Source organism: Marilutibacter penaei, assembly GCF_014145395.1.
GTDB lineage: Bacteria > Pseudomonadota > Gammaproteobacteria > Xanthomonadales > Xanthomonadaceae > Marilutibacter > Marilutibacter penaei.
In genome coordinates this window covers 111,574-136,529 of the sequence record NZ_JACHTE010000003.1, presented here as the reverse complement: position 1 = coordinate 136,529, position 24,956 = coordinate 111,574, and the positions used below count along the sequence as shown (strand labels likewise).

Here is a 24,956-nt window from a genome sequence, read left to right as displayed (position 1 = left end):
CCCCGCTCCTGCCGGGGAGCCGCATTCACGCCGGGGCGTCCTCCAGGTCGGTCTCGTCCTCGTCGCCGAGTTGCATTTCCAGTTCGTTGATCCAGGCGAGGGTCACGCTTTCGAGGGTGACGGCGTGGATCAGCGGGCGCAGTGCACCGCCCGAGTACGAGGCGGCGACGAAGCGCGCGTAGCGCTCGCGGTATTCCAGCCATCGCGCGTGCGCCTGCTCGAAGGTCTGCAGGGCTTCCCCGTCGAGCTGCCGGCGCAGGTGGCGGACGAGCACCTCGAGGGTGGCATCGGCCTCACGCACCGCGGCCATCGCTTCGCGGTCGATGTCGGTGACCGTGGTGCCCTCGTCGCCAGCATGGCGAGCCAGCGCTTCGGCCTTGGTGAACCAGTTGTCGGCCAGCCGCGCGGCGGTCTCGGCACGTCCGAGCAGGCGGTTCTCGAACCGGCGCAGGTCCTCGACGCTGGTGTCGGCGGACTCCAGGCCCTGCTTCAGCGCAAGAAGGCGCTGGTGCCGGTCGATGGCGTCGGTGCTGCGCCGGCGCTCGACCCTTCGCTGGACGAAGTAGAACGTCCAGGTCAAGGCCGCGCCAACGATGAGATACAGAACCTGTTCCATGACCGCTCCTTCGGTTTAGCACGCTAGTGTGCCCGTTCGCGGTCTCCCACGCTGCGACCCGGCGCCCGCCATGACCTTCGTCAGGGTTGGCAGGGGCGCCGGCGCCGTCTAGGGTCGTCGGGTTGTCACGTGACACCCCGGGGAACCACCGCATGTCCAGATCCTTCCACGCCGCGCTCGCCGTGGCGGTCGCCGGCGCGCTTGCCTGCGGCGGCGCCCAGGCCGCCCGCAAGACCTCGTCCTTCGTCGACGATCCGTATCCCAGCACCTACGAGCGCATCGCGGCGCCGCCGGTGCTGATCCGCAATGCGACCGTACTCACCGGCACTGGCGAACGCCTCGACGGCGCCGACGTGCTGATGCGCGAGGGCCGGATCGAAGCGGTCGGACGTGGCCTGTCGGCCGAGGGTGCCACCCAGGTCGACGGCACCGGCAAGTGGGTGACGCCGGGCATCATCGACGTGCACTCGCACCTGGGCGTGTACGCCAGCCCGAACGTCAACGCGCACAGCGACGGCAACGAGATGACCTCGCCGGTCACCGCCAACGTCTGGGCCGAACATTCGGTGTGGCCGCAGGACCCCGGTTTCGCCGCGGCGCTGGCCGGCGGCGTGACCGCGATGCAGATCCTGCCCGGCTCGGCCAACCTGGTCGGCGGGCGCGGCGTGACCCTCAAGAACGTCCCGGCGGTGACCTACCAGGCGATGAAGTTCCCGGGCGCGCCATGGGGCCTGAAGATGGCCTGCGGCGAGAACCCCAAGCGCGTGTATGGCGGCCGCGGCACCGCGCCGGGCACGCGCATGGGCAACGTCGCCGGCTACCGCGCCGCCTTCATCGAGGCCGCCGAGTACCGCGACAAGCGCAATGGCGAGGAAGAAGGCGGCAAGCGCGACCTGAAGCTCGACACCCTCGCCGGTGCGATCGAGGGCGACATCCAGGTGCACATCCACTGCTACCGCGCTGACGAGATGGCGACGATGCTCGACCTCGCGGAGGAGTTCGGTTTCCGGGTCGCCGCCTTCCACCATGGCGTGGAGGCCTACAAGATCGCCGACCGCCTGGCCGAGGCCGGCACCTGCGGTGCGCTGTGGGCCGACTGGTGGGGCTTCAAGATGGAGGCCTTCGACGGCATCCAGGAGAACATCGCGCTGGTCGACCGCCCGGAGGGCGGCTGCGCCATCGTGCATTCGGATTCCGCGGAGGGCATCCAGCGCCTCAACCAGGAGGCGGCGAAGGTGATGGCGCACGCGGGCCAGGTGGGCATCGACATCCCGCCGGAGCGCGCGATCCGCTGGCTGACCTCGAACGCCGCGCAATCGCTGGGCATCCTCGAGCAGACCGGCACGCTCGAGGCCGGCAAGATGGCCGACGTGGTGGTGTGGAACGGCACGCCCTTCAGCGTCTACGCGAAGGCCGAGCAGGTGTATGTCGACGGTGCGCGGGTGTTCGACCTCAACGACCGGAGCCGCCAGCCGGCCTCCGATTTCATGCTGGGGCACGGCGCGACCGATGCGCAGAGCCCGATGGGAGGTGCGGAATGAAGCGGCCCGTGATCCAGGCGCTCGCTGCCGCCAGCCTGATGCTGGCCGGCGCCGCCATGCCGGCGTTCGCGCAGGACCTGCTGGTCCGCAATGCCCGCGTGCAGGGCGCCGAAGCCGCGGGGGTCGCTGAAAGTGGCTGCGTGCTGGTCCGTGGTGGCGTGGTCCGCTCGGTTGTCGTCACGGCATCCGCCGAATGCCAGCTGCCAGCACCTGCCGGCGTGCAGGTGGTGGAAGCCGAAGGCCGTTACCTGACCCCGACCCTCTTCGGCGGCATCACCGAGATCGGCCTGGAAGAAGTGTCGGGCGAGGAAAGCACGGTCGATGCGACGCTTGCGCTCGGCGCCGAGACCAAGGAAATGACGGTCCGTCCGGAATTCGACGTCACCCTCGCCTACAACCCCGCGTCGGTACTGGTGCCGGTGGCGCGGATCGAAGGCATCGGCTGGACCCTGCTTGGGGCCGGCAGCACGGCCGGCGGCTCGCTGATCGGCGGCCAGGGCGCGCCGGTGCGCCTGGACGGCAGCCTCGACCCGATTGGCAACCGCGTGCTGTTCCTGGGGCTGGGCAGCCGCGCGTCGGGCCTGACCGGCAAGTCGCGGGCCGCGCAGTGGATGCTGCTGGACCAGCTGATCGACGAGGCCCGCGGACAGGTCCCGTCGTCGTCGAACATGGCCCTGCTCACGCCGGCCGGCCGCCGCACCCTGCTGCACTACATCGACAACGGCGGACGCGTGTTCGTCGACGTCGACCGTGCCGCCGACATCCGGCAACTGTTGCGCTGGTCCAGGCGCCATGGCGTGCGGATCGCGATCACCGGCGGCGGCGAAGCCTGGCAGGTCGCGGGGGAGCTGGCGGCAGCCGGCGTGCCGGTGTTCGTCAATCCGCTGGACAATCTGCCGTCCAGTTTCGATGCCACCCATGCGAGCTTCGAGAACGCTGCCCGGCTGTCGGCGGCCGGGGTGCCGGTCGGCTTCACCCTCGGCGACTCGCACAATGCGCGGAAGGTCCGCCAGCTCGCCGGCAACGCGGTCGCACACGGGCTGCCCTGGGACAAGGCGCTGGCCGGACTGACCACGGTACCGGCGCAGGCGCTCGGGGTGGCCGGCGAAGTCGGCCGCATCGCACCGGGCCACCGCGCCGACCTGGTGCTGTGGAGCGGCGACCCGCTCGAGGTGAGCAGCGTCGCCCAGCAGGTCTGGCTGGATGGTCGCGCGATCCCGATGCGCAGCCGCCAGACCGAACTGCGCGACCGTTACCTGCGCCCGCAGGCACCGCGCGACCAGGGCGGGCTGCCCCGCGCCTACCCGGCGCCCGCCGGGGGCTGAGGCCGGCTTGAGGCCGCGTCGCCGTCGAACACGACGACGCGGTTCCGGCCATCGCGCTTGGCCTGGTACATGGCGGCGTCGGCCCGCTCGATCAGCGAGTGGACGTCGTCCTGGTCGCTGCAGCCGACCACGCCGATGCTGAGGGTCAGGCCAACCGGCGCCCCCATCACCCGCGCGCAGCGGCTCTCGACTTCCGAACGCAGCCGCTCCGCGGTGCCGCGGGCCGCCGCCAGGGTGGCCCCCGGGAGATAGAGCAGGAACTCCTCGCCCCCCACGCGGCCCAGGTGGTCGCCCAGCCGCGCCTGTTCCCGGATCACCTGGACCACGGCGCGCAGGCAGGCATCGCCGACCGCATGGCCGTGCGTGTCGTTGATCGTCTTGAAGCGGTCGAGGTCGAGGAACAGCACCGCCACCGGCTGGTGGGTCCGACGTGACTCCTGCAGCGCCCGCTCCAGTCCCGCGATGATGCCCTCCCGGTTGTAGGCACCGGTGAGGCCGTCGTGCTCGGCGTGCTGCTTGGCTTCGTCGCGCTCGCGCCGGAACATCAGCATCCGGTCGGCCAGCCCGAGCACGAGCACCACCGCGGCGAACGCCAGCATCAACGGCAGGCCATATTCCAGCCATGGCACCAGCCGCGCGCCGAGGCCCAGCTGCACGGCCCGGGCGGTCGACACCGCCACGATCGGCACCCACGCGATCAGCACGAAGCCGGCATGCCGTCCGCCCTTCAGCCAGGCCCGCGCCAGCGCGACCAGCGCAAGCGCGTTCGCGAGCAGCAGCAAGCCGTTGCCGAGCGGCGGGAACCACGCCTTGCTGCCTCCGGTGGGCACCAGCAAGGCCGCCAACAGCACCGCGGGCAATACGAACCCCACCGCCCAGAGCCATTGGCTCAGGCGCGGCGCCCGTGGCCTGAGTTCGCCGAAATCCAGCAGGAACAACACCGTGACCATGGTGGATCCGGTGGCCACGAACCAGATGCCCTGCACGCCGAAACGCCCCAGCCAGCCCAAGCCGGGAAGCGCATACGCGTCGCCATAGGCGCACAGCAGGTACAACGTCTGCGAGAGCATGCTCAGCGCGAACAGCAGGTACACCCGTTCGCGCAGGCGCAGCCAGAACAGCAGCACGACCAGCGAGACCCCCAGCAGGACGCCGATGCACCCCCACAGCACGCGCACGTGGGCATGGTCCTCCACCGCATAGGCCGCGGGGGAACGTATCGCCAGCTGCAGGGGGTAGCGGGCATCGCGGATGCCGACATAGACGGGCGCCGACGACGCGAGCTCGAACACGAGGGCGCGTCGGGAATGGGCCGGCTCGCCGTGGCCGAAGATGTCGGCGACGACCGGCCGATAATCGGGAGGCGCCCGCACGGTCACCTCTGCGCTGTAGGGGTGGTAGACCAGCAGCAGGCGTCCGTGCTCCCCTTCCGCGTGCTCCCTTTCCGCGTGTTCCCCTCCCGCGCCGGGCGTTACGCGCCACCAGCCGTTCCCTAGCCCGGCGTCCACCGGCCGTGCATGACGCGTGGCGGAGCGCAACGCCACCGTCGACGCATCCGGGGCGGCTTCGAGCCGCTCCACCCGTTCCGGCAGCGCCGCACGGCCGGTGCCCGAGCACACGCACAGCAGGCACAACGCGATCGCAGTCCAGATCCGGGGCATTCCGCTCTCCGCTGGGGGCCCCAGTGTCCCCCCGCGATGGCGCGCGCGACAACCCCGGCCGCCTTCGTGCCACGCCGGCTGCGCCCGGCCGCACGGGAGGTCTGGCCCTTGGCCACCCGCACGCAACCACTGCCGCGTTGCAGCATGAGCCGAGACCGGCGTCACGCTATTCTGCAGGCGTCACCTCGCCCCTGGAGTCGCCCCTCATGCGCATCGGTCTCGTCGTGGACTCGGCATGCGACCTGCCGCTGGACTATCTGCAACGACACGACGTCACCGTACTGCCCATCACCGTCCGCATCGGCGAAGCCGTCCTCGCCGACCACCGCGACGAAGAGGCGACCCTGGAGTTCCTGCACGCCCACGTCGCCGAGCGTGGCGCCGAGGCGGAAACCATGCCGTTCACGGTCCAGCAGATCCACGACCTGTTCATCGAACGGCTGGTGATCGACTACGACTACGTGTTCTGCATGACGATCACGAAGTCGCGCAGCCCGATCTACGACAACGCCCAGCAGGCGAGCTTCGCGATCCTCAACGACTACAAGCCGGTGCGTGCGGCGGCGGGCAACAACACGCCGTTCGCATTGCGCGTGATCGATACCCAGAACCTGTTCGCGGCGCAGGGCATCACCGCGGTCGAGGCGATCCGCCTGCGCGATGCCGGCGAGGGCGCGCCGAAGATCCGCGCACGGCTGGAGAACATCGCGCTGCACACGCACGGCTACATGATCCCGCCGGACCTGTATTACCTGCGTGCCCGTGCCCGCAAGAAGAACGACCGCAGCGTGAGCCTGCTGAGCGCCACGCTGGGCAGCGCGCTGGACATCAAGCCGGTGCTGCTGGGGTATCGCGGCGAGACCCGGCCGGCGGCGAAGATCAAGGGCTTCGATGCAGCGGTGGAGCGCCTCTTCAAGCATGCCGCCCGCGAGGTGGAGAAGGGCCTGATGACCCCGACGCTGTGCCTGAGCTACGGCGGCGAGCTTGAACACATGCGCGCCCTCCCGGGGTACACGCACCTCATCGAGGTATGCAAGGCGCACAACATCGAGGTGTTCGAGAGCGTGATGAGCCTGACCGGCATGGTCAACGTCGGCAAGGGAGCCGTGGTCGTGGCCTTCGCCGCGGAGCGCACGCCGGAGTTCACCTGACCCGGCAGGCACGTCGCGCCACCACGACTTTCGACCCGGGGCTGCCTGACCCGCGGCGGGTTACGCTGCGGGGTCTTGTTGCCCGGGGAATCCCATTGATGTTGTCCCGCCGCCTGCTCGCCGTGGCGCTGTCCAGCGCCCTGACCCTGCCCGCCCTGCCCGCTTTCGCCCAGGACCCGCCCGCTGACGCGCAGGAGGACCGCGAAGCCCAGCTCGAGCAAGATGCGCTCGACCCGGCCGGCACCGACCCGGCGGTGGCCGATCCCACCACGGCGCGCGGTCGCACCAGCCCCGGCGAAGAAGCCGAAGAGGCGAAGTGGGATGTCAGCGCGCCGCACGGCCCGGTCCACACCGTGCGTTTCGACACCGACGAAGGCACCTGGATGGACGTCGACGTCTCGCCCGATGGCCGCACCCTGGCGTTCTCCCTGCTGGGCGACCTGTACACCCTGCCGATCGGCGGCGGCAGCGCACGCCGCGTGACCTCCGGTCCGGCCTGGGATGTGCAGCCGCGCTTCTCGCCCAATGGCCGCGAACTGGCCTTCACCTCCGACCGCGCCGGTGGCAACAACCTGTGGCGGATCGGTGTCGACGGTTCGAATCCCGTGCAGGTGACCAAGGAAGACTTCCGCCTGCTCAACAACCCGGCGTGGACGCCTGACGGCCGCTTCATCATCGGCCGCAAGCACTTCACTTCGACGCGCTCGCTGGGCGCCGGCGAGCTGTGGATGTACCACGCCAGCGGCGAGGCCAGCGGCGGCATCCAGCTGACCGAGAAGAAGAACGACCAACAGGACCTCGGCGAGCCCGCGGTATCGCCGGACGGCCGCTACGTGTACTTCTCCGAGGACGTCAGTGGCGGCACTACCTTCGAGTACAACAAGAACCCGCACGGGCTGATCTACGCGATCAAGCGCCTCGACCGCGAGAGCGGCGAGATCGAGACGATCATCGCCACGCCGGGTGGCGCGGTGCGTCCGCAGCCCTCGCCGGACGGGCGCTCGCTGGCCTTCGTCAAGCGCATCCGCGACAAGTCGGTCCTGCACGTGCTCGACCTCGCCAGTGGCGAGACGCGCCCCGTCTGGGACGGCCTGTCGCACGACCAGCAGGAGGCGTGGGCGATCTTCGGCCCCTACGCCAACTTCGACTGGACGCCGGACTCGAAGTCCGTCGTGGTCTGGGCGCAGGGCAAGCTGTGGAACGTTGACATGGCCAGCGGCGAGGCGCGCGGCATTCCGTTCAACGCCAGCGTCGAGCAGACCGTGGCCGAGCCGCTGCGCTTCGAGCAGCACATCGACGAAGGCATGTTCACGCCGCGGATGATCCGCGACGTCGCCACCAGCGCCGACGGCCGCACCCTGGTGTTCCATGCGGTTGGCCAGCTGTGGCGCAAGCGCCTGCCGGACGGCCAGCCCGAGCGACTGACCTCCAACCGCAATGTGTACGAGTACCAGCCGAGCTTCAGCCCCGACGGCAGCAAGCTGCTTTACACCACGTGGTCGGATGCCGGCATGGGCGCGATCTACGTCCGCAGCGCCAACGGCGGCGGCACCGGCACGCGCCTGACGCAGGAAAAGGGCTTCTACTACGGCCCGCGCTTCTCGCCCGACGGGCGCCGCATCGTCTACAGCAAGTCCGGCGGCGGTGGCCTGACCGGTTCGCTGTGGTCCGGCGACCGCGGGATCTACGTGATGCCCAGCGGGGGCGGCACGCCGGTGCGCATCGCCGAATCGGGCGAGTCGCCGCAGTTCAGCGCCGACGGCACGCGCGTGTACTACCTGGCTGGCGGCGGGATGGAAAAGAAGCTGATGTCGGTCGGCCTCAACGGCGAGGACCCGCGCGAGGTGTTCAACCTCAAGTACGTGGACGCGGTCAGCCTGTCGCCGGACGGCCAGTGGGTGGCCTTCACCGAACTGTTCAACGCCTACGTGGCACCGCTGGCGACCACCGGCAAGCCGGTCGAGCTGAGCAAGGACACCCAGGCGGTGCCTGTCCGACAGGTCACCGAGAACGTCGGCAGCTACCTGCACTGGAGCGCGGACAGCCAGTCGCTGAACTGGATGGTCGGCGACCGCTATTTCTCGCGTGCGCTGCGCGACAGCTTCGCCTTCGTCGACGGCGCACCGGCCGAGCTTCCCGAGCCGAGCAACGACGGTGGCATACCGGTCGGCCTGCAGCTGCCGGTCGACGCGCCGAAGGACGTGGTCGCCTTCACCAACGCCCGCATCGTCACCATGCGCGATGCCGAGAACCGCGAGGACGTGATCGAGCGCGGGACGGTGGTCGTGCGCGGTGACGTGATCGAGGCAGTCGGTGCGGACGTCACGGTCCCCGCCGGAGCGCGCGTGATCGACGCCAGCGGCAAGACCATCGTGCCGGGCTACGTCGACGTGCACGCGCACGCGGCGCACTTCGGCCAGGGCGTGGTGCCGCAGCAGAACTGGGCGTACTACACCAACCTCGCCTTCGGCGTGACCACCATGCACGACCCGTCGGCGACGACCGAGTTCGTGTTCTCGGAAAGCGAGCTGCAGAAGGCGGGCGAGATGGTCGGCCCGCGCGTGTTCTCCACTGGCACGATCCTGTACGGCGCGGATGGCGACTTCAAGGCGGTGGTCAATTCGCTCGACGACGCCCGCGGCCACCTCGCACGCATGAAGGCCAACGGTGCGTTCTCGGTCAAGAGCTACAACCAGCCGCGGCGCGAGCAGCGCCAGCAGATCAACCAGGCGGCACGGGAGCTGGGCATGCTGGTGGTCGAGGAAGGCGGCAGCACCTTCCACCACAACATGACGATGATCCTCGACGGTGCGACCAGCATCGAGCACAACATCCCGGTCGCGCCGCTGTACCGCGACGTGGTGCAGCTGTGGTCGCAGACCGACGTGCGCAACACGCCGACCCTGGTGGTCAGCTACGGCGGCCTGTCGGGCGAGTACTGGTGGTATGCGCGTGACAATGTCTGGGAGGACGCCAAGCTCAACCGCTTCTTCCCGCGCGAGACGCTGGACGCACGCAGCATCCGCCGCGAGACCGCGCCCGACTGGGATTACTGGCACGTCGAGGTGGCGAAGTCGGCGAAGGTCCTGCGCGACGCCGGGGTGAAGATCCAGGTCGGCGGCCACGGCCAGTTGCAGGGCCTGTCGCCGAACTGGGAGACCTGGATGCTGACCCAGGGCGGCTTCAGCAATTTCGAGGCGCTGCGCGCGGCGACCTTCGATGGCGCTGACCTGCTCGGGCTGGCATCGCAGCTGGGTTCGATCGAGGCCGGCAAGCAGGCCGACCTGGTGGTGCTCAACAGCAACCCGCTGGAGAACATCCGCAGCACGATCGACACCCGCTACGTGATGGTCGATGGCCGCCTGTTCGACGTCGACGCCGACATGGCGGAGATCGGCAACCGCGGCGCGGCGGCACCGGAGTTCTACTGGCAGCGCCACCGCGACGGCCAGACCTTCGGGCTGGAATTCGGCCCCACCGCGATCTGCCATTGCCCGAAGGGCCACGGCGCGCCGGGCGGCCACGTCCACTGAAGGCACGTGGGCGACGACGGCACCCCGAGTGGTGTCGTCGTCGGCGCGCCCCGGCTGCGTTCACTCGCCGCGAATCCCCGGCGGCCTAGGCTGTGCATCCCGCATGGCAACCGGACATTCCATGGCACTGCGTTACTACATCACCCTCCCCGATCCCGCCCGGGCGCGTGGCGAAGATGCCGCCCTCGCCTTCACCGCACATGGCGCGGATGCATTCGCCCGGCAGCTCGGCGAGGCGCTGCGAGAGGATGGCCTGTTCAAGCGCTGGGTCGACGCCCGCGAAGTCGACGAGTCCGAAGACGACCCCGAGGCCGCTGAGTTCGCGGGTACGGATCCGGGGGCGCGGGTCGAGGGCCGGGACAAGAGCGGGCAGGTGGAGCTGATCGTCACGACGGCCTTGCCGGGTAACGTGCTGCGCCATCGGCTGCGGCTGCTGGCTGGCACCGGCTGGCAGCTGCGTGACGTGACGGGCGCATGATCCGGCTCAGCCCGCGGACCAGACCGCCAGTTCATTGCCGGCGGGGTCGGCGAAATGGAAGCGCCGGCCACCGGGGAAGTCGAAGACCGGCTTGACGATGTGCCCGCCCGCTGCGGTGATGGTCTCGACCATCGCCTGCAGATCGTCGGCGTAAAGCACGACGAGCGCGGCTCCGTTGGCCGTGCTCGAACTCAGGGGCGCGCGAAAGAAGCCGCCATCGAACGCGCCATCGTTGAACGCCACGTAGTCGGGACCGTAGTCGACGAACGTCCAGCCGAACGCCCGGGCGTAGAACGCCTTGACCGCCTCGAGGTCGGCGGCAGGCAACTCGATGTAGTTGATGCGGCGGTCGGCGGGCATGGCCTACTCCTTCAGTGCGCGCGCATGGTGCGCGATGTGGTCGCCGATGAAACTGGCGATGAAGTAATAGCTGTGGTCGTAACCGGGCTGCAGACGCAACTCCAGCGGATGGCCTGCAGCCTCGCAGGCGGCCTGCAGGCGCGACGGTTGCAGCTCCCGGTCGAGGAACTCGTCGGCCTCGCCCTGGTCGACGAGCAGCGGCAGCCGCGCCTTCGCACCGGCGACCAGCTCGCAGGCATCCCACTCGCGCCAGGTTTCCGTGTCCAGCCCGAGGTAGGCCCCGAAGGCCTTTTGTCCCCACGGCACGCGCGTCGGCGCGACGATCGGCGAGAACGCCGAGACGCTGCGGTAGCGCCCGGGGTTGCGCAGCGCCACCACCAGCGCCCCGTGGCCGCCCATCGAATGACCGCTGATGCCGCGCGCGGTGGTGGTCGGGAAGTGGGCATCGACCAGGGCCGGCAGTTCCTCGACCACGTAGTCGTGCATCCGGTAGTGGCGCGACCACGGCGCCTCGGTCGCGTTGACGTAGAAGCCGGCGCCCTTGCCGAGGTCATAGCCGTCAGCGTCGACGACATCCTCGCCACGCGGACTGGTATCGGGCGCGACCAGGATCAAGCCGTGTTCCGCGGCATACCGCTGGGCCCCTGCCTTGGTGATGAAGTTCTGCTCGCTGCAAGTCAGGCCGGACAGCCAGTACAGCACCGGGCAGGGCCCGAGCGCCACCTGTGGCGGCAGGTAGACGCCGAAACGCATCTCGCAGCCGAGGACGCCGGACAGGTGTTGCCAGACTTCCTGGCGGCCGCCGAAACAGGCGTGGGATTCGATTTTCTGCATGGTTGCGGATCCAATGGCGTTCGGGTGGCGTTCTTGCGTTCGCAGTGGGACGCGGGTGGGATTGGCTTTGCCGGACTCGCCGTGAACCCATCCATGGGGGCTCGGATGCGGCATCCATGCCGCATACGGTCCGGCAAAGCCAATCCCACCCACGTCTGGAAACGTTGCTGGCGCTCGCGTTGCCGGCGTTAGCGTCGATCAGAAGTGAATCACCGTCCGGATCGACTTGCCCTCGTGCATCAGGTCGAAGGCCTCGTTGATCCGCTCCAGCGGCAGCGTGTGGGTCACGAACGGCGCAAGCTCGATCTCGCCCGCCATCGCCTGCTCCACCATGCCCGGCAACTGGCTGCGGCCCTTCACCCCGCCGAACGCGGTGCCCATCCACTTGCGGCCGGTGACGAGCTGGAACGGACGCGTGCTGATCTCCTGGCCGGCCCCGGCGACGCCGATGACCACCGACTGGCCCCAGCCACGGTGCGCGCACTCCAGTGCGGCCCGCATGACGTTGACGTTGCCGATGCACTCGAAGGAATGGTCGACGCCCCAGCCCGTCATCTCCACGATGACCTGCTGGATCGGCGCCTCATGGTCCTTCGGGTTGACCACGTCGGTCGCGCCCATCGACGTGGCCATCGCGAACTTGTCGGGATTGGTGTCGATCGCGATGATCCGGCCCGCCTTCGCCTGGCGCGCACCCTGGATCACCGCCAGGCCGATGCCGCCCAGGCCGAACACGGCGACGGAATCGCCTTCCTGCACCTTGGCGGTGTTGTGGACCGCGCCGATGCCGGTGGTCACGCCGCAACCGAGCAGGCAGACCTGCTCGTGGTTGGCGTCGGGGTTGATCTTCGCCAGCGACACCTCGGCGACCACGGTGTACTCGCTGAAGGTCGAGCAGCCCATGTAGTGGTGGACCGGCTGGCCGTTGTAGGAGAAGCGGCTGCTGCCGTCGGGCATCACGCCCTTGCCCTGGGTCGCGCGGACCGAGGTGCACAGGTTGGTCTTGCCCGAGGTGCAGAACAGGCATTCGCCGCACTCGGCGGTGTACAGCGGGATCACGTGGTCGCCCGGCTTGACGCTGGTGACGCCCTCGCCGACCTCGACCACCACGCCCGCGCCCTCGTGGCCCAGCACGACCGGGAACAGGCCTTCCGGATCCTCGCCCGACAGGGTGAAGGCATCGGTATGGCAAACGCCGGTGTGGCTGATCTTCACCAGCACCTCGCCCTTGCGCGGGGGCTCGAGGTCCAGTTCGACGATCCGGAGGGGCTGGCCGGCCTCGAAGGCAACGGCGGCACGGGTCTTCATGGCGACTCCTGTGTGACGGATGGCGGTGCCACGGCGGCACGCGTGCCGCCGATGACGATGCAGGTCGCCAGTCTGACAGAAAGCCGGTGCACGCCCTGTCGCGGTGCTTTGCTCAAGCAGGCGGCGTGAATCCGCGACGCGCCGATTCGACACGGGCCCGGATCACGCAGGGAGCGACATGGTCGTTCAACAGGCCCATTGCCTGCATGAAAGCGTAGGCGGTGGTGGGCCCGACGAACTTCCAGCCGCGCTTCTTGAGCGCCTTGGACAGGGCGATGGAGGCGGGCGAGGTGGAGGCGCTCTGCGGCGGTGGGAGCGAGGCGGCATCCGGCTCGAAGGACCAGAAGAAGGCCGCCAGCGATCCGGCCTCCTCCACCAGCGCCCGGGCCCGCCCCGCATTGTGGATCACCGCTTCGATCTTGCCGCGATGGCGGACGATGCCCGGGTCCCCCAGCAGGCGCTCGACGTCATCGGCGCCAAAGGCGGCCACCCTGTCGAAGTCGAAGCCCTCGAACGCGCGGCGGAAATTTTCGCGCTTGACGAGGATCGTCCGCCAGCTGAGTCCCGACTGGAATGCCTCCAGGCTCAACTTCTCGAACAGCCGGCGATCGTCGTCGACCGGAAACCCCCACTCGCGGTCGTGGTAGTCGAGGAACTCGGGTGCCCCTCCGCACCAGCGGCAGCGGGCCTCGCCATCCGGACCGATGAAGGGCTCAGCCATGCCAGGACCTCAACCGGTGTTCTGGATGCCGGCGGCGATGCCGTTCACGGTCGCCATCAGCGCGCGCAGGCGTTCGTCGTCCGGACTGCCGGCCTCGCGCCAGCGTGCGAGCAGGTCGACCTGCAGCAGGCTGATCGGATCGACATAGGGATTGCGCAGCCGGATCGACTGCCCCAGGCGCCGGTCGAACGCCAGCAGGTCATCCTCGCCCTTGATCGTGAGGATGGCCGAGCGGGTGCGCTCGAACTCCCCGGCGATGTCCGCATGCATGCGGGCATGCAGGTCGCCCGACAATCGCGAATAGCGCTCGAAGATGTCCGGATCGGACTTGGCCAGGACCATCTCGACGTCGTCGACCAGGGTTCCGAAGAAGGCCCAGTCACGCGCCATTTCGGCCAGGACCTCGCGCCCGTGCGTGTCCAGGGCCTTGGACAGCGCGGTGCCGACGCCGTACCACGCGGTCATCCCGCAGCGGTTCTGCGCCCACGCGAACACCCAGGGGATCGCCCGCAGGGTACCGATGCCGGGCGCGCCGGCGCCGGTGGCGCGCTTGGCCGGGCGCGAGCCGATACGCAGGCGCTCGATCACATCGATCGGGGTCGCCGCCCGGAAATAGGCGGGAAAATCCGGGTGCTCGTGCACCAGCGCCCGATAATGCGCCCGCGCATCCCCCGCGAGCCCGGCGGCGATGCGTCGCCATTCGGCCTCGCGCGGTTCCGGCGGGCGCGGGCGCAGGGTGGCGCGCAGCACGGCACCGGTGGTCTGCTCGAGGTTGCGCAGCGCGATCGCGCGGATGCCGTACTTGCGATGGATCACTTCGCCCTGTTCGGTCAGGCGCAGGTAACCGTCCACCGAGCCGCGCGGCGCGGCGATCACCGCCCGCTCGGTCTTGCCCCCGCCGCGACTCAGCGACCCGCCGCGACCGTGGAAGAACGCGATCCGGATGCCGCTTTCCTCGGCCAGCCGCGTCAGCTCCACCTGGGTCTGCTGCAGGGCCCAGCGCGACGCGACGATGCCGCCGTCCTTCGCGCTGTCGGAGTACCCCAGCATCACCACCTGGCGATTGCCGCGGGACGCGAGATGGGCCCGGTAGTGCGGGTCGGCGAACAGCGCCTTGAGCGTGGACGGCGCGGCCGCGAGGTCGTCGACCGTCTCGAACAGGGGCGCGACGTCGAGCGGGACGTGCCCCTCGTCGTCCATGCAGCGTGCGACACGGGCCAGCGCGAGGACCGCCAGCGCATCCGCGGCACTGCGACTCATGCTGATGATGTAAGGCCCGAATGCGCGCTCGCCGAAGCGCGGACGCAGCTCGGCGACGGCCCGGAACACCGCGAGCACGGAAGCGGCCGGATCCGGCTCCACCGCGGGCACTTCGTCTTCGCCGGACACGATGCCGTGCAGGCGTGCGGCCCGTTCCCCGGCGGGGCGGGACGCCCAGTCGGCATCTTCCAGGACCGCTGACAGCGCCGCATCGTGGACGGCGGAATCCTGCCGCAGGTCCAGGCTGGCGAGGTGGAAGCCGAAGCACTGCGCGCGACGGCGCAGACGGCGCACCGCGAACAGGCCGGCGTGGGCGCCGCCGTTCGCGGCGAGGCTCGCTTCGATCGCCTCCACGTCCTCCAGGAACGCCGCGGCATCCGGATAGCCGTCCGGGGCTTCCGCGGCGGTCAGGTCGAGGCGATCGGCCATCAGCGCCAGCAGGTTGCGATACGGCATGTCCGCATGGCGCGGACGCAGGCGCTCGGCCGCGCGGGGCAGGAGGGACCGGTAGGCCTGCAGGCGTTCCAGCACCGCGTCGTCGACGGCCACGCGATGCACCGACTGGCTCAACGACTCGGCGAGCGCAGCGATATCGCGCTTGTACGCCGCCAGGACCAGGCCCCGCTGCCCCACGAGCGACGCCACGATGGTGTCCGCGCCGACGTTCGGGTTGCCGTCCATGTCGCCGCCCACCCAGGTGCCGAAACCCAGCAGGGGGGGCAGCACGTCGTCCAGGCCGTAGGTCTCGCGCAAGGCCTCGTCGAACGCTTCATGGAAGACGGGCAGCACTTTGTACAGGACTTCGGACAGGTAGAAACCCACGTGCTCGAATTCGTCGGCGACGCTCGGCTTGGCCACCGGCGCCTCCGCGGTCTGCCAGCTGGCCGTCAGCGCCTGCCGCATGCGCTCGCGATCCGCCCGGCGTTCCGCAGGCGTCAGGCCACGGTCGATGTCGTCGACCAGGCAGCTGACGATCTGCCGTTCCTTCTCGAGCAGGACGCGTCGCACGGCTTCGGTCGGGTGGGCGGTGAACACCGGCTCGATGCGCAGGCGCGGCAGCAGGGCCGCCACCTCTTCCGCGCTCACCCCTTGCCGGGCCAGCCCGCCGAGCACGTCGCGCAGGCTGCCGGGCTGCGGCCGCGCGCCACTGCGCTCGTAGTCGCGGCGGCGGCGGATGCGGTGCACACGTTCGGCCAGGTTGACGGCCTGGAAATAGGTCGCGAACGCACGCACGAGGTCGCTGGCCTGCGAAAGCTCGATGCCGGCCAGCGCCCCGGCCAGTTCGTCGACCGGTCCGCCGGACTCGCGACGGCGGATGGCCGTCCGGCGCAGCCCTTCCACTTCCTCGAGGAAAGCAGGACCGCGCTGTTCGGCCAGGATTTCGCCCACCAGGGCGCCCAGGGTTTTCACGTCCTCGCGCAACAGGGCATCGGTAGGCGCGAAATCGACGCTGCGCAGGGGCTCTTCGGAAGGTTCGACGGCGGGGGGAGGTGTCTGACTCATCCCCCCAGCCTACCGCACTGCAACAAGCACTGCCCGTTGGTTGCGGCCGCAACCAGACGTCTATCCGTGGACAACCGGCCATGCGATAGTCCTCGCGCTGCCAACCGGGGCGGCAGTGCGTCCGGGACGCTGGGGGACGGGGGATGAAATACGGACTCATCATCGGGTGGCTGCTGCTGGCGCTGCCCGCCCACGCCGTCGAACGGCAGGGCAATGGCACGGCCTGTGACGTCGCCTATGCCTCGCTGCCGCACGACGCGATCCTCGACCTGCTGGACCCGGCGGCACCGGAGGAGCGCCGATCCGCCGCCCTCGCTGCCTATGAGGGGCTGGCGACGCGGACCGACTGCCCCGAGTTCGGCTACACCCTGGGCCAGTTGTACCGGCACGGCCCGTACCTCCCCGGCAACCCGCTACCGCAGGACGTGGAGAAGGCCCGGGCGCTGATCCTGCCCATGGCGGAGGACGGTTACCTGCCTGCGTATGCCGACCTCGCGGAAATGGAGATGCGACACGCCCACGCACGCGAGGCGATGCAGTGGACCCAGGTCTACCTGCATTTCGTACAGGACGTGCAGGCGGACTACGTCGACGAGACCGAGTCAGCGCGATTCATGCGATCGGCTTACAACAGCCACCTGCTGGCCCGCAGCGACCTGGTCGCCCGCCGGCTGACCCGCCCGCCGCTGTCCCGCCGGACCATCCGCGAGGACCTCGACGATTACCTCGCGACCCACGGCGAAGCCGTCGCGGCCCGCATGCGCGACCGTTTCGAAGGGCGGCGCGGCCGTATCTCCGCGCAGGATCCCGTGCTTACCCACGTGCTGCCCGAAGCGGAAACCTGCTACCAGAATGTCATCGAAGGCGTGGGCTCCGCCTCGGCGTCGTGGATCGTGGAAGTCCTGCCTTCCGGGGAAACCGGTCGCGTCGTGCTTGAAAACTTCGTCCCGAATACCGAGACGGTCGACGTGCTGGCTCGCTGCCTGGCCCGGTATCGCTTCAGTCCGTTCGAAGGCGATCGCCCGACGACCGTACGCGTCTCCATCACCATGGGGGCCGTCGGCAACCGGACGCTGCAACGGCGCTGAGCGGACCCGTCCTCAATAAGCGAACTCACGGAAGACGGGATCGATCGAACCGTTCCACGCACCGTGGAACAGCTCCAGCTTGCGTTCCGCCGGGGTGATCCCCGCTTCAACGAACTCCATCAGGGGTTCCAGGTAGTGCACCTCGTCGCGCGCCTCGACGCCAAGCCGATCCCGTCGACGCAGGCCGTGCGCGGAGATTTCCAGCGCGCGACGGGCCAGGTCCAGGACGCTGCCGCCACGGAACGGCAGCCTGAAGCCGTGGCGGGGCACGCCATCACGCAACGCGTGCAGCTCGGCGAGGCTGAAGTCCTTGACGAGGTCCCAGGCGGCGTCGAGCGCGGTGTCGTCATAGAGCAGGCCGACCCAGAACGCGGGCAATGCGCAGATCCGGTTCCACGGTCCCGAGTCGGCACCGCGCATTTCCAGGTACTTCTTCAACCGGACTTCGGGAAACACCGTGGTGCAGTGGTCGGCCCAATCGCGCAGCAGCGGCGTCTCGCCCGGCAACGCCGGCAGCCGGCCTTCGAGGAAGTCGCGGAAGGACTGACCGCTCGCATCGATGTACGTGCCATCGCGATATATGAAGTACATCGGCACGTCGAGCAGGTAGTCGACGTAACGCTCGTAACCGAAGCCATCCTCGAACACGAAGTCGAGCAGGCCGGTGCGGTCGGCGTCGGTATCGGTCCATATCTGGGAGCGGTAGCTGAGATAGCCGTTCGGCCGGCCCTCGGTGAACGGCGAATCGGCGAACAGCGCGGTTGCCACCGACTGCAGCGCCAGCGAGACGCGGAACTTCTTCACCATGTCGGCCTCGCCGCCGACATCGAGGTTCACCTGAACCGTGCAGGTGCGCGTCATCATGTCGAGGCCGAGCGAGCCGACCTTCGGCATGTAGTCGCGCATGATCCGGTAGCGCCCCTTCGGCATCCACGGCATGTCCTCCCGCCGCCACTTCGGCTGGAAGCCCATGCCCAGGAAGCCCAGGCCCATCGGCTCGGCGACGGTACGCAGTTCACGCAGGTGGGTGGCCGCCTCGTGGCAGGTCTGGTGGAGGTTGTCGAGCGGCGCCCCCGACAGTTCGAGCTGTCCCGCCGGCTCCAGGGAGACTGAAGCGCCATCGCGGGTCAGGGCGATCACGCGCCCGTTCTCGCTGACCTCCTCCCAGCCGAAGCGGACCAGCCCTTTCAGCACCGCTTCGATGCCGCGGTCGCCATCGAACGACGGTGGGCGCAGGTCGTCGGTGCGGAAGCCGAACTTCTCGTGCTCGGTGCCGATCTTCCAGGCCGCTCGCGGCCGTGGCTCCCCGCCGATGAACTCGAGCAGGTCGTCGCGGCTCTCGATCCTGGCGTCCTTGACGTTGCTGGGGCCGGACACGTCTACCTCGGTCGGGGGGCGGCGCATCCGCCACGGGGTGCGGGCAGTTTAACGGGCACGCGGACGCCGGCAACGCCATGGGCGGAACACTGCGCACCCGTCCATGGCACCGCGGCGCGCGTGAAGCGGGCGCGCCTCAGAGCGCCAGCCAGCGCCCCACGACCTCGCGGGCCTCGTCGACGCCGAGCTTCGCCGCGCCGGAAAACGTCTGCACGCTGACGATGTCGCCAAAGTTCGCCTTGAGTTCCTTGCGAACCGCCTGCAAGGCCATGCCCTGCTGTCCCCGTCCCAGCTTGTCGGCCTTGGTCAGCAGCGCATGGGCCGGCAACCCGCGGTTGACCGCGTACCCGAGCATCTGCCGGTCGTACTCCTTCAGCGGGTGGCGGATGTCCATCACCACCACCAGGCCCTTGAGGGCGTCCCGGTTCTGGAAATAGCGGTCCAGGAAGGCCTGCCAGTGCGCCTGCAGGTCCTTGGGAACCTTCGCGTAGCCATAGCCGGGCAGGTCGACTAGGTAGCGGTCTGTGTTCGGGGGAATGTCGAAGAACACCAGTTGCTGGGTACGCCCGGGCGTCTTGGAGACCCTCGCCAGCGCGTTCTGCTGGCACAGCGCGTTGAGCGCGGTGGACTTGCCGGCATTGGAGCGCCCGGCGAAGGCCACCTCGAACCCGCCGTCGGGAGGCAATTGGGCGGGGGTGTGGGCAGCCAGCAGGTAGCGGGCGCGGGCAAGGGGATTGGCCATGGGGATAGGATCGCACGGCAGGCCCCGTCGCGGCTCTCCGGGCGCGCGCGTTGACCCGCCCGCGGGGGGCGACGATAATTCCACGGTTCCGGCGGTGCATCTGCATCGCCCCCAGGAAGTTTTCGGAGCCCAGCCTGATGAGCCAAGCCCGCGTCCTCGGCATGATCAGCGTCGCCGCGCTGGCGGTTGCCGCTGCAGCCTATGCCCAGACCACGGTCACCCCCCTGCCGGAAGAAGCCCCGGTGGAAGCCGCGCCCTTGACCAGCGCGGCCGAAGACGCGGGTCCGGCGACCTGGGGCGACGCCGAGGCCGGCGCGACCAAGGCCGCCGCCTGCGCCGCGTGCCATGGGCCGGATGGCAATCCGTCCGATCCGCAGTACCCCCGCATTGCCGGACAGAATGAGCGTTACATCGCCCACCAGCTGGCGCTGTTCAAGAGCGGCGAGCGTCATTCCGGCATGGCCGCGGTGATGAAGCCGTTCGCGGATCCGCTCTCGTCCCAGGACATGCGCGACATCGGCGCGTTCTTCGCCACGCAGACCTCCGGCGCCGGCGTGGCCGACGACACCCCGGTCACCAGCGGCCCGAACGAAGGCCTGCGTTTCTACGAGATCGGCGAGAAGCTGTTCCGCTCGGGCGACCTGGCACGCGGCATCCCGGCCTGCCTGGCCTGCCACGGGCCCGATGGTGCCGGCAATCCGGGCCCCGCCTATCCGCACATCGGCGGCCAGCAGTCGGCCTATACGCAGCGCCGGCTTGAAGAGTATCGCGCCGGCACCACCAGCGAGGCGGACCCGCACCTGTTCAACGTAATGGCCACGGTTGCCGCCGACCTGACCGACGAAGAGATCGGCGCGCTGGCCAGCTACCTGCAGGGCCTGCACCCGCGGGCGATGGACTTCGCCGCCGCTGATGCCCCGGCCCCGGCCCCCGCCCCGGAGGCCTCGACCGCCGTCGAGGCGCCCGCGGTCGAGGCCGCGAGCGACGCCGACGGTTCGGACGACGCCGCTGCCGGGGAGCCGTTGGATGAGGCCCCTGCCGACGATTCCGGGACCGACGCCGAAGCCGCGCCGGCGCCTGACGCGGATGCCGCGCCGCAGGGCTGAGCGGCCCCGGAACCATTCGTGCCCGGCGGGGTCTGACCGGAGCACACGGTCGCGCGGCCGGAGGCGCGACCGCTGACGCCGGCCGTGCCACACGGCCGGCGTTTCACGTTCCGGGGCGCCACCCCGGCCTGCCCATCGTCCAGAAACCGAGGTCCGCCCATGCCCGTCCGAGCCGTCCCGCCCCGATTGCTGCCTCGCCTGCCGACGGTCCTGCTCCTGGTCCTGCTGGCCGCATTGCCGTTCGCCAGCCGGGCCGCAGAGCCGGTGGAAGGGGTGGACTATGCCTCCATTCCCCAGCCCAAGCGCTGGAATGCCGCCGATCCGGACCGGATCGAGGTAGTCGAGGTGTTCGGCTACTGGTGCCATCACTGCGCCAACTTCGAGCCGATGCTCGAGCGCTGGAAGCAGTCCCGCCCCGCGGACGTGCGTGTCGAGTACCTGCCCCTTCCCCGTGCCGCGGACGAGCCCCTTTCGATCGCGTACTTCGCATCGCAGGCCGTCGATGGCCTCGCCCGTACGCACGCGGCCACGTTCACGGGCATCCACGCCGAACGAAGCCTGCCGGCCAATCCGACGCTCGACGAGATCACTGCCTTCTATGCGGGCCTTGGGGTCGACGCGGACCGTTTCCGCACGGCCGCCCATGCCCCCGCGCGCGAAAAGCAGGTGCAGCGGGCCCGCGAGTTCGCCATGAACAGTGGGGTGACCGGCACCCCGACGCTGATCGTCGACGGCCGCTACCGGGTAACCGCGCGCACGCTCGAGGACAATCTCCGCATCGCCGAGGCCCTCGTCGCGCGGATACGTGCAGAGCGTGACTGAACCCCGACAGCCGCGTCCCACGTCCCGCCGGGCCGGTACCGGTATCCTTGAACCCGAACGGACGATACGCCCGCCCCGACCGTCCGAAACCCGTCAGAAAACGGAGAACACCCGATGACCGTCCGCCTGCTTCCCTTCGTCCTCGCCGCATCGATGTTCCTGGGTGCCTGCGCGCAGCAGGAAAGCGCCGAGCCGTCCAGCGTGCCCGCGCCCGCCGCCAGCGAAGCGGCTGCGCCTACCGCCGCCGTCCCCGAAGCGGTCGACGGCCCGGCCGCGAGCGGCACCGCCTCCCCGTCCGGCGCCACCGCCCCCGCGGCCCCGAACAACAATCCCGTGGTGCCGCCCGAGGGACCGGCGCCCGTGGCAGGAACCGACTATGCCGAGATCACCGGCGGGCAGCCCTTCGCCCCGGCGATGGGCAAGATCGAAGTCGTGGAGGTGTTCGGCTACACCTGCCCCCACTGCGCGGCCTTCGAGCCGATCTTCGAGGCCTGGAAGTCCCGCCAGCCCGCCGACGTGAAGGTCGTGGCGCTTGCTGCGCCGTTCGGCGGTTACTGGGAGCCTTATGCCCGGGCGTACTATGCCGCCGAGTCGCTGGGCGTGCTCGAGCAGAGCCACGATGACGTGTTCCGCGCGGTCCACGTCGAGCGTTCCATGCCCCAGCCGCCGAAGGTGGCGAGCAATGACGAGATCGCGGCGTTCTACGTCAAGTACGGTGTGGACGCGGACAAGTTCGCCAGCACCATGTCCAGCTTCGGCGTCAACGGCAAGCTCAAGCGCGCCGCGCAGTTCCTGACCCGCAGCGGCGTACAGTCCACCCCGGACCTGGTCGTCAACGGCAAGTACCGCGTGACCGGTGGCCAGAGCTTCGAGGACCGCCTGCGGATCGCCGACCACCTGGTCGCGATGGAGCGTGCCGCCATGGCGCCCGCGGACACGGCCGAGCCCGCCGAATCCAGCCCGGCCGACGACACCGCAGCCGCCGAGTAAGCGCCATGACCGAAGCGGCGCCCGCCGTCCCGTTGTCCACCCCGGACGACCGGCGCCGCCTGCGCCTGCTCAGCGCGAACATCCAGGCCGGCTCCAGCACCCGCCGCTACAGCGACTACGCGACGCGGAGCTGGTCGCACGTGCTGCCGGCGGGCAACAAGCGCGGCGCACTGGATGCGATTGCCCGGCTGGCCGGCGAGCACGACATCGTCGGACTCAATGAAAGCGATCCCGGCAGCTTGCGCTCGGGGTTCACCAACCAGACGCACTACCTCGCCCAGCGCGGCGGCTTCGACTACTGGAGCCACCAGCCCAACCGCAGCGTGGGCGGCGTCGCCTCCAGTGCGAACGGACTGCTCAGCAAGCTGGAGCCACTGGAAGTCACCGACCACGCGCTGCCCGGGCGGATCGCGGGACGCGGGGTGCTGCTGGCGCGCTTCGGCGAAGGCGACCTCGGCCTGGTCGTGGCGATCGCCCACCTCTCGCTTGGCAAGCAGTCGCGTGCATCGCAACTGTCGTTCATCGCCGAACTGCTGCATGACCACCCGCACGCCGTGCTGATGGGCGACTTCAACGCTCCGGTGGACCGGCCGGAAATGCAGGCGCTGTTCCGGCGCACCCGCCTGCAGCCGCCGGCCTGCGAGGTGCCCACGTTCCCCAGCTGGCGGCCCAAGCGGGCGATCGACCACATCCTGGCCAGCGACCAGTTGGCCTGCGCGGATGCGCTGGCGTTGCCGGCCGCGTGGTCGGACCACCTGGCCCTGTCGATGCACCTCGATATCCCCGCCGAGGCGCTGCGCAGGTAGCGAAGGGTTTCAGTCGATCGACGCGGCATCGCGCGCGCGGCGCTCCACCTCGGCCCAGTCTCCGGTGGCAAGGGCATCGGCAGGCGTCAGCCACGATCCCCCGACGCAGACGACATTGGGCAACGCCAGGTATTCGCGCGCCCGCACCGGGTCGATCCCACCGGTCGGACAGAACCGCGCCGCGGCGAAGGGCGACGCCCAGGCCTTGAGCAGGCCCAGTGCATTGATCGGCTCCGCCGGGAATACCTTGAACGTGCGGTAGCCGGCGGCAAGGCCGGTCATCAACTCGCTTCCGGTGGCGACGCCCGGCAGGTAAGCGAGCTCCAGCGACACCGCGGCCTGCATCAGGGCCGGCGAACCGCCCGGGGACACCGCGAAGCGCGCTCCAGCGGCATGGGCCTGCTCCATCTGGGCCACGTCCAGGATCGTGCCGGCCCCCACGGCCAGTCCGGGGCAGGCCCCGGAGAGGGCCCTCACCGCGTCCAACGCCACCGGCGTGCGCAGGGTGACCTCCACCGTGTGCAGCCCGCCGCGAAGCAGCGCTTCGCCGACCGCCACCGCTTCCTCGACACTCGCCGGGGTGTACACGGGGACGACGCGATCGCCGCGAAGCAGGTCGGCCCACCGTGCGTCCGTGCCGCTTCCCGCGGCGATCGATGCCTCAGCGACGGACATGGAAGCCCTCCTCGCCGAGGAAGTGCTCGACATCGGCCACTCGCGCCAGGTTGAAATCGCCGTGGATGGAGTGCTTGAGGCACGCGGCACCCAGGCCGAAGGCCAGCGCATCCCCCGGTGCCTGCCCGTTCAACAGGCCGTGCAGCACGCCCGCCGCGAAGGCATCGCCCCCGCCGATCCGATCGACCACGTTGTTGAGCGCGTGGCGCGGCGTGGCATGCACGGTGCCATCGCGTTCGACCAGCATCGCGGACAGCTCGTGGTGGTCGACGTCATGCTGCCGACGCTGGGTGCAGGCCAGGTAACGCGCATGCGGGAACGCGGAGAAGGCATGGCGCGCGGCCTGGACGACCTTGTCCTCGATGGCGTCGGCATCGCATTCGACGCCCAGCACGACCCCCATGTCGCGGTGGTCGGCGAACAGCAGGGTGGCACTCGACATCAGCCGGCGGAGCACCGCAGGCGGATCGCTCTCCCAGGCTTGCCAGAGTTTCGCGCGGAAGTTCCCGTCGAAGCTCACCTGCACGCCGGCCGCCACCGCGGCTTCCGCGGCAGCCACCGCAGCGTCGGCACAGGCCTGGCTGAGTGCGGGCGTCACGCCGGACATGTGCAACCAGGCGACCCCGTCCAGGCAACGCGCCCAGTCGTATTGCGTGTCCAGGGTGAACGCCGAGTTCGCGCGGTCGTACAACACATCGCTTGGCCGATGGCCCGCGCCGGTTTCCAGGAAGTACAGGCCCATGCGGCCCGGCGCGGCGCGCACGCGCGCGGTGTCGACGCCGTGTCGACGCAGCTCGCCCTTGGCATGCAGCCCAAGCGCATTGTCGGCGACCACGCTCGCCATGCCGACCGGGTCGCCGAAGCGCGCCAGCGAGACCGCCACGTTCGCCTCGGCACCACCGACGTGGACGTCGAAGGCCGGTGTCTGCAGGAACGTCTGTCGACCGGGCGCGCCGAGGCGCAGCAGCAGTTCGCCGAAACAGAGAAGGGAAGGCGTGGGCATTCAGGGCTCCAAACGGGATCGGGGAAGCCATGCGCGCGCGACGGGAGCGGTTTGCC

The 24,956-nt window shown here is 69.8% G+C and carries 20 protein-coding genes and 1 pseudogene; 10 read left to right on the top strand and 11 right to left on the bottom strand.

What is annotated here, in order from left to right:
- Positions 1-25: 25 nt before the first annotated feature.
- Positions 26-616: a lysozyme inhibitor LprI family protein gene (locus H4F99_RS04805; RefSeq protein WP_182668597.1), complete on the bottom strand. Its 591-nt coding sequence runs from the start codon at positions 614-616 to the stop codon at positions 26-28.
- A gap of 152 nt (positions 617-768) precedes the next feature.
- Here H4F99_RS04805 and H4F99_RS04800 point away from each other — a divergent pair, with 152 nt between their 5' ends.
- The gene (locus tag H4F99_RS04800; protein ID WP_182668596.1) at positions 769-2,157 is read left to right on the top strand and encodes an amidohydrolase; all 1,389 of its coding nucleotides are present in this window, start codon (positions 769-771) and stop codon (positions 2,155-2,157) included.
- Positions 2,154-3,482, top strand: a complete 1,329-nt coding sequence (locus H4F99_RS04795) for an amidohydrolase family protein (RefSeq protein ID WP_182668595.1) — start codon at positions 2,154-2,156, stop codon at positions 3,480-3,482. The genes H4F99_RS04800 and H4F99_RS04795 overlap by 4 nt, the downstream gene beginning before the upstream one ends.
- Here the strand turns inward: H4F99_RS04795 and H4F99_RS04790 are convergent.
- Positions 3,458-5,143: a sensor domain-containing diguanylate cyclase gene (locus H4F99_RS04790; protein ID WP_182668594.1), complete on the bottom strand. Its 1,686-nt coding sequence runs from the start codon at positions 5,141-5,143 to the stop codon at positions 3,458-3,460. The two genes, H4F99_RS04795 and H4F99_RS04790, sit on opposite strands and share 25 nt — an antisense overlap.
- 206 nt (positions 5,144-5,349) lie before the next feature.
- Here H4F99_RS04790 and H4F99_RS04785 point away from each other — a divergent pair, with 206 nt between their 5' ends.
- From H4F99_RS04785 to H4F99_RS04775, 3 genes are all read left to right on the top strand, one after another.
- Entirely contained in the window at positions 5,350-6,294 is a 945-nt protein-coding gene (locus H4F99_RS04785; protein WP_182668593.1) for a DegV family protein, read from the top strand.
- 98 nt (positions 6,295-6,392) lie between these two features.
- Positions 6,393-9,827: an amidohydrolase family protein gene (locus tag H4F99_RS04780; protein ID WP_182668592.1), complete on the top strand. Its 3,435-nt coding sequence runs from the start codon at positions 6,393-6,395 to the stop codon at positions 9,825-9,827.
- Positions 9,828-9,948: 121 nt separating this feature from the next.
- On the top strand, positions 9,949-10,305 hold the full coding sequence (locus tag H4F99_RS04775; RefSeq protein ID WP_182668591.1) for a hypothetical protein: 357 nt from the start codon (positions 9,949-9,951) through the stop codon (positions 10,303-10,305).
- A gap of 6 nt (positions 10,306-10,311) precedes the next feature.
- On the opposite strand, the gene H4F99_RS04770 is transcribed toward H4F99_RS04775, so the two are convergent.
- The 5 genes from H4F99_RS04770 to ppc all read right to left on the bottom strand — a co-directional run bounded on the left by H4F99_RS04770 (position 10,312) and on the right by ppc (position 16,291).
- Entirely contained in the window at positions 10,312-10,665 is a 354-nt protein-coding gene (locus H4F99_RS04770) for a VOC family protein (RefSeq protein WP_182668590.1), read from the bottom strand.
- Between the two features lie 3 nt (positions 10,666-10,668).
- A complete protein-coding gene (fghA, locus tag H4F99_RS04765; protein ID WP_182668589.1) occupies positions 10,669-11,499 on the bottom strand; it encodes an S-formylglutathione hydrolase in 831 nt (276 codons plus the stop codon).
- Between the two features lie 198 nt (positions 11,500-11,697).
- Positions 11,698-12,807, bottom strand: coding sequence for an S-(hydroxymethyl)glutathione dehydrogenase/class III alcohol dehydrogenase (locus H4F99_RS04760; protein ID WP_182668588.1), 1,110 nt, complete (start codon positions 12,805-12,807; stop codon positions 11,698-11,700).
- A 112-nt stretch (positions 12,808-12,919) separates the two neighbouring features.
- Positions 12,920-13,528, bottom strand: coding sequence for a DNA-3-methyladenine glycosylase I (locus H4F99_RS04755; RefSeq protein WP_182668587.1), 609 nt, complete (start codon positions 13,526-13,528; stop codon positions 12,920-12,922).
- Between the two features lie 9 nt (positions 13,529-13,537).
- Complete coding sequence (gene ppc / locus H4F99_RS04750) at positions 13,538-16,291, bottom strand: phosphoenolpyruvate carboxylase (protein WP_182668586.1); 2,754 nt, start codon at positions 16,289-16,291, stop codon at positions 13,538-13,540.
- Positions 16,292-16,434: 143 nt separating this feature from the next.
- Between ppc and H4F99_RS04745 the strand changes: the two genes are divergently transcribed.
- Positions 16,435-17,379 carry a hypothetical protein gene (locus H4F99_RS04745; RefSeq protein WP_182668585.1) on the top strand — a complete coding sequence of 315 codons (945 nt, stop codon included), beginning with the start codon at positions 16,435-16,437 and terminating at the stop codon, positions 17,377-17,379.
- A gap of 12 nt (positions 17,380-17,391) precedes the next feature.
- On the opposite strand, the gene H4F99_RS04740 is transcribed toward H4F99_RS04745, so the two are convergent.
- Together H4F99_RS04740 and yihA are read right to left on the bottom strand one after the other, a co-directional pair.
- Positions 17,392-18,756, bottom strand: a complete 1,365-nt coding sequence (locus H4F99_RS04740; protein ID WP_182668584.1) for a glutamate--cysteine ligase — start codon at positions 18,754-18,756, stop codon at positions 17,392-17,394.
- Between the two features lie 136 nt (positions 18,757-18,892).
- A complete protein-coding gene (yihA, locus tag H4F99_RS04735) occupies positions 18,893-19,498 on the bottom strand; it encodes a ribosome biogenesis GTP-binding protein YihA/YsxC (protein WP_182668583.1) in 606 nt (201 codons plus the stop codon).
- Between the two features lie 137 nt (positions 19,499-19,635).
- On the opposite strand from yihA, the pseudogene H4F99_RS04730 reads away from it, so the two are divergent.
- The 4 genes and pseudogenes from H4F99_RS04730 to H4F99_RS04715 form a co-directional block, all read left to right on the top strand.
- A pseudogene (locus H4F99_RS04730) lies at positions 19,636-20,433 on the top strand (c-type cytochrome); the annotation flags it as partial.
- A gap of 330 nt (positions 20,434-20,763) precedes the next feature.
- A complete protein-coding gene (locus H4F99_RS04725) occupies positions 20,764-21,426 on the top strand; it encodes a thiol:disulfide interchange protein DsbA/DsbL (protein ID WP_182668581.1) in 663 nt (220 codons plus the stop codon).
- A 114-nt stretch (positions 21,427-21,540) separates the two neighbouring features.
- The gene (locus tag H4F99_RS04720; protein WP_182668580.1) at positions 21,541-22,416 is read left to right on the top strand and encodes a thiol:disulfide interchange protein DsbA/DsbL; all 876 of its coding nucleotides are present in this window, start codon (positions 21,541-21,543) and stop codon (positions 22,414-22,416) included.
- Positions 22,417-22,421: 5 nt separating this feature from the next.
- Entirely contained in the window at positions 22,422-23,222 is an 801-nt protein-coding gene (locus tag H4F99_RS04715; protein WP_182668579.1) for an endonuclease/exonuclease/phosphatase family protein, read from the top strand.
- A gap of 9 nt (positions 23,223-23,231) precedes the next feature.
- Here H4F99_RS04715 and eda read toward each other — a convergent pair whose 3' ends face one another.
- Entirely contained in the window at positions 23,232-23,897 is a 666-nt protein-coding gene (eda, locus tag H4F99_RS04710; protein WP_182668578.1) for a bifunctional 4-hydroxy-2-oxoglutarate aldolase/2-dehydro-3-deoxy-phosphogluconate aldolase, read from the bottom strand.
- Positions 23,884-24,900 (bottom strand): sugar kinase, encoded by a 1,017-nt coding sequence (locus tag H4F99_RS04705; protein ID WP_182668577.1) that lies wholly within the window; start codon positions 24,898-24,900, stop codon positions 23,884-23,886. The genes eda and H4F99_RS04705 overlap by 14 nt, the downstream gene beginning before the upstream one ends.
- Between the last annotated feature and the right edge of the window lie 56 nt (positions 24,901-24,956).